Below are 13,263 nucleotides of genomic sequence, written 5' to 3'. Positions count from 1 at the left end.
TCAGCTGCGGCGCGAGCGTGATGCGGGCGAGTCCTTGGGATTGGCCCAGCCGACTGTCATGCCGGCAGACAGGCCGTTGTCCACCGGCAGATCGATGCCGTTCACCCAACCGCTCTCGCCGGCGAGCAGCCAGGCGACCACCTGTGCCTGATCGTCTGGCGTGGCGACCCTGCCGACCTGTTCGTTCAGCCACGCCATCTGCTCGGCGCCGGTGTCCTGCTCGAAGAAAGGAAACAGAGGGGTATCAACCGGTCCCGGACTGACTGAGTTCACGCGGATGCCTCGACCCACTAGGCGTCCGGCGAGGTGCTTGGTGTACGACACCACCCACTCCTTCGACAGGGTGTATGCAGCCGGGCCGCTTCGCTCGTAGGACTGGGCGACCTCGATGCCCGCAGCGAAGTCCTCTGCGGCGTCGAGCTCGGCGATACGGTCGAGGTGGCGGTTCCACACCATCCCCGCCAGCGACGCGATGTTCACAATGGAGGCCCCGTCGTTGAGCATGCCGGCCGCCAGCAGCGTCTCAGTGATGTGGCGCAGCCCGTACACGTTGACCCGCAGCACCAGCTCGGCACCCATGCTGCCGGCCACACCGGCGATGTTGCCGAGCCCGTCGAACGAGCCGTCAAGTCCGGCAGCGACCTTGTCGATGGAGGCGGGATCGGACAGGTCGCAGTGATGGTGCTCGGCGGCACCCTCAGGAGCGTCCTTGACGTCGAGGTTCACGACCTCGTGCCCATCAGCGACGAGTCGCTGCAAGGTTGCATTCCCGATTCCCGTCGACGCTCCAGTGAGCAGAATTCGCTTGGTCACGATGATCCCTCCTGCGATCGATGCGAACAGTAAGCACTCCTAGCTCGCTCAGCGGAGGGAGATTAGATCGTCGGGTTCGCCTCAGCACATGTGACGGCGGTTCATCGCTCGAAGCCGAGGCGCTGCTGCTCAGCCCTGATGAAGCTGATCACCTTCTCGATCTCGAGATCGGTGATGCCTTCGACCGGCGGCATGTCGCCGAACCACCAGTGGTGCTCTCGAGTGCCTTCCCGTATCGCCACTCGGTATGCGTAGTCGCCGTGGTGGTTGGGCTCGTAGATGATGGAAAGCTGCGACGGACCCTTGTCGGTGCCGCGCAGGTCGACTCCGTGGCACTCGGCGCAGTACTGCTGGTACACCGCCGCGCCGTCGGCAACTGCCGGCGCAGCGGCTGTGCCCGTCGGAGGCAGTGCAGCAGTGCTGGTCACAGGCGCGAGCACTGGCGCCGAGGTCGGCGAATCGATTGCGTCACTGGAGTCGGCACCGCAGGACACGGCGAGCAAGGAGGCTGCCAGCGTGCAAACCGCAGCTAACAGCCGGCCCGTCATCACTCGGTGCCGAGGATGTTCCGGTACGCGTCGAGAGCTTCCTGGTTGAAGCAGACGAAGCGGACCAATGTGACTTGCGTAGGCGCGGCGCGGACTGCGTCGACGGCTATCTGTGTGGCCGATGCCATCGGGTAGCCGTAGACGCCAGTGGAGATCGCCGGGAAAACGACCGAGCGGGCACCGACCTCGTCGGCCCGGGCCAGGGATTCGCGGTAGCACGAAGCCAGTAGCTCGGCTTCACCGTGCTCGCCGCCGTGCCAGATCGGCCCGACCGTGTGGATGACCCAGCGAGCCGTCAACCGGAATGCAGGTGTGATCTTGGCCTGGCCGGTCGGGCATCCGCCGAGGGTGCGGCAGTGCTCCAGCAATTCGGGGCCTGCTGCCCGGTGGATGGCCCCGTCCACACCGCCTCCTCCCAGCAGCGTCTCGTTGGCGGCGTTCACGATCGCATCGACCGCTTCGGCGGTGATGTCGCCGACTGCCAGCTCCAGCCGAGGTTCGGAACGCCCGCCGCTCACTCGAGCGCCTCGGTGATGGCCAACTCGGCGATGCGATCGGCGTCGTAGCCCAGAACGTCGCTCAGGATCTCCATCGCATGCTCGCCGTAGGTCGGGCCGGCCCAGCTGAATCCGTTGTGGGCGCCCGACAGCGTGTACGGGATCCCGTCGACCACGGTCTGACGTGCGTAGGAATGAGGCGCCCATTGGAAGTGGCCGCGATGCGCGAGCTGCGGATCGTTGAGGCAAGCGCCGGAGTTCTGCACATGGTGGGCGGAGATGCCGTGAGCTTGCAGACGATGCATGAGCCCGGGGCCGTTCTGGCGCGAGGTGAATTGGGTGACGATCTCATCCAGTTCGGCGTGTCGCTCCCTGCGGCCGACCGTGTCGAGATCGGCAAGATCCTCCCGTCGCATCTCGATCGCGAGCGAATGCCACTGGTCGTCATCCTCCACCGAGATGGCGATCCACTCGTCCTGTCCTGCCGCGGGGTACACACCGTGGGGGATCATGACGTCGTCCTCGTTGCCCCGGCGAGTTCGCATGGTGCCGGTTTCTTGGAGTTCGGCGATCGCCGGCGCCAGCAGGTGCACCGCGGCCTCCATCTGCGAGAAGTCCAGATGCTGGCCCTCGCCGGTGCGCCGTCGGTGGTCGAGCGCGGCGAGCAGCGCGCATACGGTGAATCTCGGCGAGCAGTAGTCGGTGTAGGCGAGATACGGGCCGGCAGGGCCCCGGTCGGCCCACCCGGTGATGTCGAAGAAGCCGGCGACCGATGCAGCCATGTTGCCGAAGCCGGCAAAGTCCCGGAACGGTCCGGTCTGACCCATCACGCAGCTTGACACCATCACCAGATCAGGATTGATTTCCTGGAGATCGTCGTAGCCCAGGCCCCACCCGGCCATGGTGCCCGGCGTAAACGACTCGACCATGACGTCCGCCCAAGCGGTCAGATCGCGCACGACGTCGCGAGCTTCGGGCTTGGAGAGGTCGAGGCAGATCGTCTTCTTGTTCGCATTCGTGGAATGCCATGCGATGGCGTTCTCCTGATCAGCAACGTCATCGCGATGTCCCAACGCGCCCCTCAGCAGGCACGGCCGGTTCTGCGTCTCGACGCGCACGACCGTGGCCCCCCAGTGCGCCAAGATTTTCGTTGCCAGCGGAGCGGCCGCGACCCACGCCAGGTCCGCGACTTTCAACCCTGCCAGCGGTCGGTCGGCTGGGGCGCCCTCGGGCAGCGGTTCGGAGGGCGGCAGCGCAGGGGGCCTCGCTGACAGCGCGCTCGTCACTTCGGAGGTGTGTTCGCCAATTTCCGGCGCCGAGCCCAAGGGCGCGAGCGGACTTCCCTGTGCCAGCACGAAGCGCCCCGGCATCTGGGTGCCATCGACATCGTCCCAGAAGCTGCGCGCGGCGAGCTGGGGGCTGTCGAGCACGTCCTGCAAGGTGTTGACGGGGCAGATGAGCAGCGAGTCACGCAGTCCTCGCTCGATCATCTCGGCCTTGGTCTTGGTCCCGCAGAAGCGGGCGATGTCGTCCATCACCCCTTCGATGACGTCGATGCTCTCCTCGCCGGATTGAAGCTGCAACGCGAAGTTGACCCAGTCCTTGTTCAAGGTCTCGTCGTCGCAGAAACCCTCCTCATGCATCCACGACAGGAAGCGCCGCACCATCGGGCCGATCATCGGGCCGAATGCGATGGTGACGATGACGAAGCCGTCCTTGCAGCGATAGATCGTGCGCAGCATCAACGCGCCGAAGCGCACTCCGCCCGCTTCGCGTTGCACCTCTTCCAGCCCGGCGGGCGCGTAGAGGATTGCCGACAGGGCCGTTTCGCAGACGGCCTGCTGCGTGGACAAGTCGACGTGCTGGCCGCGGCCGGTGCGGGCTCGATGCTCCAGGGCGACCGTCGCGGCTACAGCCGCCTGCGCGCTGCCGTGCAGCCATGCCTGCGGAATGCTGATGCGCACCGGAGGGCGGTCACTGTCCCCGGTGACCGCAAGCTGACCGCTTGAAGCAAACAGTGTCAGATCGGTCGCGCGCCAGCCCGCCTTCGGCCCGCTCTCGCCCCACGGGGTGATGTGCACGGTGATGAGCCGGTCGTTCGCTTCCCGCAGCGCTCTGAGATCGACGTCGAAGGGCGTGCCGTCGTTGTGCAGCACGATGTCGGCGGCGGCCGCCAGGTCCGCCACGTCGTCCAAGCCGGTCGCGACCACCGAGCGCTTGCCACGGTTGTACGCGGTATGTGCGTAGCCCCGCGGCCAGCCGTCTGGGGGCTCCACCAGCACCACATCGGCGCCGAGCTGAGCGAGCAGATTGCCGGCGAACCAGCACCGCTCATCGGTCAGATCCAGCACCCGATACGGACCCAGCATCCCGCCCCCAGACATCGATGCGGCGGCAGCGCGCTGCCGCCGCTCCTGCGCCGGACACTAGTTCTGCTTGTTGGGCGCTCAGATGGCGGCGCTCGCCGTCGCTCGGCTGGTCGCGCGGCCTGACTGCGCGGGCATGTGTGGCTGCGTGCAGTTTCGCTGCGTACTGTTCTGGGACTGTCAGTTGGGGGAGCGTGCCAGTGGTTGTGCGTGGGCGACGATGGTTGGCGGTGCTGTTGGCCGCGGCGCTGGTGGGCCCGTTGGTGCTGCCCGCTGCGGCGGGTGCGCAGAGCGGGGGTGCGTATCTCGACGGTGCAGCCGTGGACTGAGTCGGACTGTTCTGGCGATGTGCCCGTCGTGGTCGGTTCTGATGCGGCGGCGCAGTCGGACATCTACAGCGCGGTCACGCTCGCCGGGGTGCTCGGAACGGACTGTGTGGTCCTCGCCGGGCCGCGTGATGGCGCAATGCCTGCCAGTCAGAAAGCTCGACTCGACAATGCCGCGGCAGGAGAGTTCGTTCTCGGCGGTATCGCCGCGGTGCCCACAGTAAAGATCGCCGGCCGTGACATGACCCGCTTAGCCCAGATCCACCGGTGGGGTGTGCGGTGTCGGGTTGGGCGGGATGTCGGTGGCGCGGTTTGTCGTGGGGGCGGGGTGAGGGCTGGGCGGACGCGTGGTTGGTCGGCGTCGGCTCGGGGGTTGGTTTGTGTGCTGCGCCTGGGGTGTGCTGCGCGGCGCTGCGTGGCGCTGGGGTTTGCTCAGCAGCGCTGGGGCAGGTTGCGGATGTGTCGCAGCGCGGCGGTGAACTGGGCTGCCCAGGGCCATTTGGCGGGCAGCCGCAGGGTGGGTCGGCCGCTGCGGTTGACGAGCCGGGCGGGGATGTTGAGCAGGCGTCGGGCGATGGTGGCTGCGACGGTGAGCTTGCGGGGTTCGTGGACCCGGCCGATGCGCGCGGTCCAGCGTGCGATGTTGTGGGCGAGGACGGCGAAGGCGAGCCAGGCGGCGTTGGCCGCGAACCGTCCTGAGGGGCTGTGGGCGAGGCCGCCGGCTTTGAGGTCCTTGATTGCTTGTTCGACGCGGGCGTGGGCGCGGTAGGCGGTGTCGGCTGCTTTGGTGTCGAGCTCGTCGTCGTCGATGTCGGTGACGAACGCGTGGTGGCGCCAGTTCGGCCACAGCTCGGCTTGGTCGCCGACGAGGCGGGTGCGGCGCACCACGAGGCGGACCGTGCGCTTGGGCTTGCCCGCAGCGCGTCGGCCGCTGGTCAGCGTGGCCTGGGCGACCTGGGCTTCGCCGTCGTCGGTGTAGCCGATCGGTGTCCAGTCGTCGTCGCCGATGGCGGCGATCGCCTTGTCGACAGCAGGGTTGCGGGCGATCGCGATCAGGAACCTCGTGCCGTGCGCGTCGAGCTTGTCGATCAGGTCCCACGAGAAGAACCCCGCGTCAGCTCGAAGCGTGAGCGCCGCGCCCGGCGCCAGGCGGCGCACCCGCGCCAAGGTCTCCGCGGCGAAATCGACGTGTCCCCGCTGCGAGGAGCCCTTGCGCATCCGGGAGTGCACGATCTCACCGGTGTCGTCGCGGGCCGCCACCAGCGGGTGATAGCCGAGCCGCCCGCCGTGGCCGTACGCGGCGCCGTGCTTCGCGTCGCTGTGCACCTCGCACAGCGTGGAGTCGATGTCGACCGTGATCGCTTCCGCGGCCGGGGCGGCCCCAGCAGCCCACGCACGGCCCAACGCGAGCTCCTGGGCGCGGTCGAGCTGGCGCACATGACCCCACGAGAACGACCTCGCGAACGTCCCCAGCGTGGACGGCGCCACCGGCGCGAACCCCAGCACCGACCCAGCCGAGCCGGCCCGCAGCCGATCCGCGTCAGAGAAGAACGACCCGCCCACCAGCATCGAGCACACCGCCGTGAGCACCTTCGCTCCCGACCCGCGGCCCGCCGCCGGCGGACGCACAGTCTCGTCGATCAAGCCCTCCAAGCCCAGCCGGCCCGCCAAGGTGCCCACCGCCAGCAGACCCGCGTCCCCCACCAAAGAGCCCTCGTCGAACACTGCCTCGACCCGGTCCAACAACCGCGTATCATCGCTCACAGAAAGTGCCTCCCGTCATGGCATCACGCCGCGTTCTCACAACCGGCAAAATGCCACGTCAGGAGGCCTTTCTGGTGGACGCAAACCCCCACCAGCCCAACCGAACCGGTGGATCGGGGCTTAGAGCGTCAGCGGATAGGTGGTTCGGTGGGCTGCCAGCGGTTGCGGTGGTCGATGAGTTTGATGACGATGATGAGCGTTATGGCGAGGGCGAGTTGGGCGAGGCGGTGCTGGGGTTTGCGGTCGGTGTTGCGTCGTAGCTGCCCGTAGTTGGACAGCCAGGAGTTGGTGCGCTCCACTGTCCAGCGCAGCCCCATGGGGGCGGCGGCCGGTTTGGGGTCTGTGGTTGTGGGGGGCCGCTTGGCGGGCCGCTCGATGTCGGCGATGCCTGCTTTGTGGACGGCCCGGTCGACGCGGGCGCCGATGTAGCCGCGGTCGAGATGGACGGTTTCGATGTCGTGGTGCAGGCCTCGGCGTTCGATCTCGGCGAGGGTGGGCTCGAACAGCATGATGTCGTTGCGGTTCGCGCCGTCGGCGGCCCACGCGACCGGGGTGCCCGCCGCGTCGGTCGCCAGCGACCACTTCCAGCCCAGTTTCCGCCTGTCAACAGGGCTTTTGCCAGTCCCCGCCCCGCCGCAAGGGGCCTTGTGGACCGAGCCGTCGACGCACAGATCGGCGAGCCGCAGGCCCATGATGCGGTCCCACGCGGCGATCGCCTCGGCCGCGATGTGATCGAACACCCCGGCGGCGACCCATTCGTCGCGGCGCGACCGCAGCGTCGTGTCAGACACCTCGCCGTCCAACAGGTGCTCAACGGACTCCCACGAGCAGCCCGTCACCAGCCTGATGATGATCCCCCGCAGGCACAGCCGATCCGATATCCGAGGCCGGTGACAGCCCAGCGGATGCGACCGGGGACGAGCCAACCGCGGCTCGACCGCAGCCCAGATGACATCCACCACCACCTTGCTCAAAGCGCGCATGATGAAACCGGCCTCCACGGTCGTCAAGTTCAGGACAACCCGACCAATACACCGGCGAACCAGACGACCCGTGGACGGCCGCCTATCCGCGCGGCCTCTTAGGCGGCGCGACCCGGTGGGAGACAGCGCAACTAGTCGGCCGACGCGCCAGCGGCGACACCACCGCCGGCACCAGCACAACGACTGAACCATCCGGCAAGGCTTCCGAACCCGAGGAAACCGATCCCGAAGAGGAGACCGTGACCGAAAGCGAGGAGGACTCAACCGAATGGGTGTTGGAAATCAACGTCAACCCGGATTGGGCGGCTGAATTAGCTGAAGTGCAAAGGTTCGCCGTAGACTGCGGATACTACACCGGATACGCAGAGTGCGATGATCCCGAGGATACGCAAACTCTGGAGCAGATGTACAGTGACTTCGTAGGTGGTGGGTGCGATGCTTATCTGGGCGGCGGCTGGGACTGCAGAGGGATGACGCGATCCGAAGTAAATGCCCTAGTAGTTTCTAGAGCCTGCCCCAAGGGGTGGTCTATCGACAGCGATGAGTTGTGTTTTCACCCCACTCACCTCAACTATAGCAGGGATTACGCCTATCACGATCCCAGCGAAGCCGATCCGCGCGGAGTACGCAGCAATCACTGGGAGCAGATGTCCCACTGAGCGAATCTGGATGCCCTGTCGAGCCTCGCGTTGCCAGCGAAGACCCCAAGCTAACTCGGATGTAGGTGTCGCTGTATTTCCTCTTGAGGTGGCGTCGCTCACGTTCCTGTCGTTCCTTTGTTCGGTTACGGTTGGGTTCCATCACTGACTTTGTCGCGCTCAGACCTTTCGCGCTCTCCGCTGAAACTTGAGGAAGAGCGGGATGGCACCCCCTTTTTGTCTTGAGACCTGAAGAATGCTTCGCGGCATTCTCGGTGTTGCTCGCAGCGAGTGTGAGGCGTACGACAGGTCGGCAGACGCTCCTGTTCTTTGATACATGCCGGATCGCTCCATGGTTGTGCTGGAATTGCTGCGCCGGCGAGTGCTGGCATAACGCTCGGGGTCGTTCGAGAGCAGAGTTCAAAGGCAGAGCTTGGAGGGCGGTTCTTCCCGGACGGTGGCCGTGCCCGCTGGGTGGGGTTGTTCCGGGTGCTGGCGGCTGGTGTTATCACAGGAGCCGTGCCAGCGCGTGGTGTGCAGCAGAGCGCCGGTTGGGCGACGACGTGTTCTTTGATTTCCGTAATGCGATGCGAAGGCGCGAGGATACGGATGGCTTAACCGCCTAGGTGTGATTCTCGGTTTTGCCGTTCGAAAACACTTCGATCATGCATATCGACGGCACTGGAATAGTCCGAAATTGGTGCAGACAGGTAGTTGTATTTGTGAGCATACGTGTGTATGCTTCTGTTGTGTTCAACGAACAGGGCATCGAACATACCTCCGGCGATGACGCCTCGTTTATTGATACGAACACGGCTTGCGATTCTGCGTGTCTGTCAGTCTCTCAGACGGGTTCGATCAACGATTGCGAGCATGCTGAGCCGTCCCGAGACGAGGCGGAGCACTGGAGAGAGCTCAACCGTGAAGCAGCCAGGGCTCGGGGTGCGCAGCGGGGCCCGTTCGTCGATGCACGTTGTGTGGCTGAGATGGGGCTGGAGTCGCTGACCGACGGCGATCTGGTGGATCGTGTCGTCGAGTTGGCGGCCGAGCGTTCTTGTGCGGAGGCTCGGTTTCTGGCGGCGGTGGGCGAGCTGGTGTCCCGCGATGGTGCGCAGTCGGCTGCGTGGCAGCTGCGCGAGTACACGCGTATGAACTCTGCGCAGGCTCGCAGCGAGGCCCGTCTCGCTGAGGCGCTCGGCGAGCATTCCCTTGGCGGCACGCTCGACGCGCTGGCCGAGGGGCAGATCCAGCTTTCTCATGCGAGGGTGATTGCTCGTGAGGCGCCCAAGGTTCATCGTCGCAGCGAGGAGAGTTTCTTGGGGCTGTGCGGGGCGTATCCCTCCGATGTGGTCGCCCGTCACACTCTCGCGTATGAGAGCCAGCAGGTGTATGCCGATCTCGCTGCGGAGGCCGCCTCTGCGGCACCGGGGGGTGCGGTAGAGCCTGCTGACGCGGAGCTGGCGTTGCAGCGGCACAAGCGGCGCTGCTCGATGCGGCTCGGCGACGACGGCATGTGGCACCTGGCCGCCGATCTGGACTTCATTGCGGGCCGCCAGATCAACACGCTGCTCGCCGCAGCCGAGCGCGCCGTGCGCCGACGCGACGCATCCGCTGAGGACAGCTTCCCCCAGCGCAACGCGGATGCGCTGTGCGACCTGATGCTGGGACGTCAGCGGCCCCAAGCCAACCTGGTCATCGCGGCCGACTACGACATCGCCTCCGGACGGCTCGCCAACCCCCGTCTCGACGACGGCACCCCCATCTCCGCGGCTCAGCTCGCCGAACTGGCAGCCGATGCCAAGATCCTGCCCGCCATCTTCAACGGCGACTGGAGCCAGCTCGCCCTGGGGCGGGTGCGCAGCGCTTCGGAAGCCCAGCGCATCATCTTGGCCATCCGCGACGGCGGCTGCATCGCATGTGCCACCCACAGCGAGCACTGTCACGCCCACCACATCGACTACTACGAAGACGGCGGCCTCAGCGACATCGTGAACCTCGCCAGCCTGTGCGAGCCCTGCCACATCGACCACCACCAACGCCACTGGTCCATCGAGACCCCACCCGACGGCCGACCCCGCCGAGCACCCCCCGACGACCGGACCCGGCTGGCACCGCCCGCCGAACCCAGCCCTCAACGGCCTGGCCGAGATCCAACCCGATCACCCGGACCGGTCAGCACCCCGCAAGACAAACCAGCAACCGCAGCCTGACCGATCAGCTGCAAGGCCAAGCACAGATGCTGCAGGACGCTGATTGGCGATGCACTCCGCATGCAGTGTGGCCGGCCAACCTCGAAGCGAAACTCAATTGCCGCAGGGTTGCAGCTGGCGACTCTGCCGACCGAACGGGGCGCTCGGGTTCCATCGCGGAAATGCCGGCCGCAGGCCTCGATGATTGGCCTCTATGACGAAGTTGACTTCTTACGGCGCCAGAAGGCCAACACGTCGGGAATGCCGAGCAGCCCGCGATTCACGATGACGCTCGGAAATTCTGGCGGCTGAGGCACGTCCGAGTTCTCACTGTCGGTATGCGAGTCGCCAGTCTTGGTCATGGGCGAATCTCATTTGAGCAGTTGGGCCAATCGAGTCGCACTGCCGTGGATGCCTCGCGAGGCCGGTTGATCAGCGCCTTGATGTCTGGGTCCTCCTTCCAGCCAGTGGCTGAGAATTCGACGAGAATTGCGACGATGACAAGCGGGGACGCGGTGTTGATGACTGCGAAGCTGAAACCACGGCTGATCTCGGCGTCGGGAGGCCGAAATGCGAACGCAATGAGTCCCGCCGAGAGGAAACCGGCGAGCATGCTTCGCGACAACGCCTGCAATCCTCGAAGCCGTGCATCTTGCTCTCGACGCAGTTCGCAGGCCTCTTCGGGGATCAAGCCCGCAGCTGACGGAATGTCCCCGACGGGTTCAGTCATGGTCGTTCTGCGACGAGTGACCGCATCGGTGATTCTCTGACGGACGGAGTCCCGGCGCAGCAAGTCGACTTCCGCAGACTGGAGCTCCGAACCAAACCGGGCCGGACCCTTGTGGACCCGACAAGCGAGGCGCTACTCGGGCGTCACGTAGGCGGCGGTGAGGCCGCCGTCGACCTGCAGATTCGCGCCCGTCATGTAGGACGAGTCGTCTGATGCCAGGAACAGTGCTGTGGAGGCCATCTCGTCGGCTTCGCCGAACCTGCCCATCGGCACATGCACCAGCCGTCGCTGCTTCTTCTCGGGGGTATCGAGGAAAGACATCAGCATCTCGGTGCGCAGCGGCCCCGGTGAGAGTGCATTGACGCGGATGTTCTCCCGGGCGTGCACCACCGCCAACTCCCGGGTCAGCGACAGCACAGCGCCCTTGGAGGCCGTGTACGCGATCTGGGGCGTGGCGGCCCCGACAGAGGCCACGAAAGACGCTGTGTTGATGATCGAACCGCCGCCGCGCCGGCGCATCGCTTCCACGGCGTGCTTGCAGCCGTACAGCACACCCTTGATGTTGACGCCGAAGGTGCGGTCGATCGTCTCCTCGCCGGTCTTGACGGCGTCGGTGTCGTCGTCGAGCATGATCCCGGCGTTGTTGAAGGCGATGTCGAGTCCGCCGAATTCCTCTTCGGCTTGACGGAACGCGGCGGCCACTTCGGATTCGACCGTGACATCGGCCCGAACGGCAATAGCCTCGCCGCCCGCAGCCCGCACATCGGCCACGGTGCCGTCGTTGGAAGGGGCAACGTCGACAGCGACGATGCGGGCGCCCTCGGCTGCGAAACGCAGCGCCGTGGCCCGGCCGATGCCCCCGCCGGCTCCGGTGATCAGCGCCACCTTGCCCTGCAGTCTCATGTCTGCTCTCCCGATCCGGCGCTCCTGGTGTCATCTGACATTGCCACATTGTCCGCAAAGGCTCATTCTGATGGCTCTCTCAGGTGACTTTCCTTGGCGACAGTCTCTGGCGGCTGCCTGCGTGACGGTCTCCCACGACAAGCCGTGATGACCTCGACACACCCCAATACACTGGACGTGAGGGCGGTGCGAGACTGAGGCGGCAACGACGCCGTGGTGACGGCGGCGGTCGGGGCTGCCAACATCTTGGGCGTGAGACGGCGCCTACCAGCGACAGGATGCGCCGGCCAGGGTTGCAGTCAGAGAGACGGTCTGTGCGAGACACGTACGACGTTGTGATTGTGGGCGGCGCGGTCATCGGCTCGTCCATTGCCTGGGCGCTGTCGGCGAACGACGGCTTCGACGGCAGCGTCCTGGTAGTCGAACGAGACCCGAGCTACTCCCAGGCGTCGACGTCGCTCACCAACAGCTGCATGCGCCAGCAGTTCTCCAACCCGCTCAACGTCGAGATTTCCCGGTTCGGCGCCGATTTCGTGCGCAATTTCCGTGAGTATCTCGGCGGCGACCCCGAAGTGCCGGATCTGTTCGTCCACCACTTCGGCTACATGTACCTCGCCGGCGACGACGACTTCGCTGCCACATTGCGGCGCAACCAGGCCATCCAAGCCGAACTCGGGGCCGGCACCCGCATCATGAGCCCGGCCGAGATCAAGGCCGCGTACCCCTTCTACAACGTCGACGACATCGTGTGCGGCAGCCACAACCTCGTCGACGAGGGCTACTTCGACTCGGGCACGATGTTCGACTGGTGGCGGCGCAAAGCCCGCCGCAACGGCGTCGAGTACCTGACCTCCGAGGCCATCGACTTGGTCGTCGGGTCGGGTCGGGTCGAAGCCGTCGTGCTGAGCTCCGGCGAGACCGTCCGGTGCGGAACGCTGGTGAATGCCGCAGGGCCCCGTGCGGTCGAAGTGGCCCGCATGGTCGGCGCAGACCTGCCGGTCGAACCACGCAAGCGGTACACGTTCGTCTTCGAAGCGGCAAACCCGCTTGATCGAGCCCTGCCGCTCACCATCGATCCCACCGGCGTCCACATGCGCAGCGACGGCGACGCCTACATGTGCGGCTGCACTCCCGACATCGATCCCACTGTCGACTACGACGACTTCGCGATGGACCACGACATCTTCGAGAACAAGGTGTGGCCGGTGCTGGTGCACCGTGTCCCGGCCTTCGAACGCCTCAAGGTCACGAGCCAGTGGGCCGGCCATTACGCCTACAACACGCTCGATCACAACGTGGTCGTGGGACCGCACCACGAAGTCGTCAACTTCATCTTTGCCAACGGCTTCTCGGGGCACGGCATGCAGCAGTCACCGGCCATCGGCCGGGGTGTGTCGGAATGGATCGCCTACGGCGAGTACCGCACGCTGGATCTCACGCCGCTGGGATACCAGCGCGTAGTGGAGAATCGGCCCTTCCCCGAGAGCGCCATCATCTGAGCCGGGC

Annotated in this window: 11 protein-coding genes; 3 read left to right on the top strand and 8 right to left on the bottom strand. The window is 65.9% G+C overall.

Annotation, left to right across the window (positions count from 1 at the left end; genetic code table 11):
- From ACOGXQ_RS03550 to ACOGXQ_RS03525, 6 genes are all read right to left on the bottom strand, one after another.
- Entirely contained in the window at nucleotides 1-813 is an 813-nt protein-coding gene (locus ACOGXQ_RS03550) for an SDR family oxidoreductase (protein ID WP_419946076.1), read from the bottom strand.
- A 101-nt stretch (nucleotides 814-914) separates the two neighbouring features.
- Nucleotides 915-1,241, bottom strand: coding sequence for a c-type cytochrome (locus ACOGXQ_RS03545; protein WP_419946075.1), 327 nt, complete (start codon nucleotides 1,239-1,241; stop codon nucleotides 915-917).
- A gap of 119 nt (nucleotides 1,242-1,360) precedes the next feature.
- Nucleotides 1,361-1,879 (bottom strand): O-acetyl-ADP-ribose deacetylase, encoded by a 519-nt coding sequence (locus tag ACOGXQ_RS03540; RefSeq protein ID WP_419946074.1) that lies wholly within the window; start codon nucleotides 1,877-1,879, stop codon nucleotides 1,361-1,363.
- Nucleotides 1,876-4,227, bottom strand: a complete 2,352-nt coding sequence (locus ACOGXQ_RS03535) for a CoA transferase (RefSeq protein WP_419946073.1) — start codon at nucleotides 4,225-4,227, stop codon at nucleotides 1,876-1,878. The genes ACOGXQ_RS03540 and ACOGXQ_RS03535 overlap by 4 nt, the downstream gene beginning before the upstream one ends.
- 755 nt (nucleotides 4,228-4,982) lie before the next feature.
- On the bottom strand, nucleotides 4,983-6,314 hold the full coding sequence (locus ACOGXQ_RS03530; RefSeq protein WP_419943892.1) for an IS1380 family transposase: 1,332 nt from the start codon (nucleotides 6,312-6,314) through the stop codon (nucleotides 4,983-4,985).
- A 128-nt stretch (nucleotides 6,315-6,442) separates the two neighbouring features.
- Nucleotides 6,443-7,315 (bottom strand): IS5 family transposase, encoded by an 873-nt coding sequence (locus tag ACOGXQ_RS03525; protein WP_419947325.1) that lies wholly within the window; start codon nucleotides 7,313-7,315, stop codon nucleotides 6,443-6,445.
- A 221-nt stretch (nucleotides 7,316-7,536) separates the two neighbouring features.
- On the opposite strand from ACOGXQ_RS03525, the gene ACOGXQ_RS03520 reads away from it, so the two are divergent.
- Together ACOGXQ_RS03520 and ACOGXQ_RS03515 are read left to right on the top strand one after the other, a co-directional pair.
- Entirely contained in the window at nucleotides 7,537-7,956 is a 420-nt protein-coding gene (locus ACOGXQ_RS03520) for a hypothetical protein (RefSeq protein WP_419946072.1), read from the top strand.
- A gap of 965 nt (nucleotides 7,957-8,921) precedes the next feature.
- Complete coding sequence (locus tag ACOGXQ_RS03515) at nucleotides 8,922-10,145, top strand: HNH endonuclease (protein ID WP_419947330.1); 1,224 nt, start codon at nucleotides 8,922-8,924, stop codon at nucleotides 10,143-10,145.
- Between the two features lie 337 nt (nucleotides 10,146-10,482).
- On the opposite strand, the gene ACOGXQ_RS03510 is transcribed toward ACOGXQ_RS03515, so the two are convergent.
- A complete protein-coding gene (locus ACOGXQ_RS03510) occupies nucleotides 10,483-10,854 on the bottom strand; it encodes a hypothetical protein (RefSeq protein WP_419946071.1) in 372 nt (123 codons plus the stop codon).
- 132 nt (nucleotides 10,855-10,986) lie between these two features.
- Nucleotides 10,987-11,757 carry a glucose 1-dehydrogenase gene (locus ACOGXQ_RS03505; RefSeq protein ID WP_419946070.1) on the bottom strand — a complete coding sequence of 257 codons (771 nt, stop codon included), beginning with the start codon at nucleotides 11,755-11,757 and terminating at the stop codon, nucleotides 10,987-10,989.
- Nucleotides 11,758-12,071: 314 nt separating this feature from the next.
- Here ACOGXQ_RS03505 and ACOGXQ_RS03500 point away from each other — a divergent pair, with 314 nt between their 5' ends.
- Nucleotides 12,072-13,256 (top strand): NAD(P)/FAD-dependent oxidoreductase, encoded by a 1,185-nt coding sequence (locus ACOGXQ_RS03500; RefSeq protein ID WP_419946069.1) that lies wholly within the window; start codon nucleotides 12,072-12,074, stop codon nucleotides 13,254-13,256.
- Nucleotides 13,257-13,263 lie beyond the last annotated feature (7 nt).

Origin of the sequence: Candidatus Poriferisodalis sp., assembly GCF_965208485.1 — a bacterium.
In the GTDB taxonomy this organism is placed as follows: Bacteria; Actinomycetota; Acidimicrobiia; order Acidimicrobiales; family Poriferisodalaceae; genus Poriferisodalis.
This window is presented reverse-complemented; position numbering and strand designations above follow the sequence as displayed.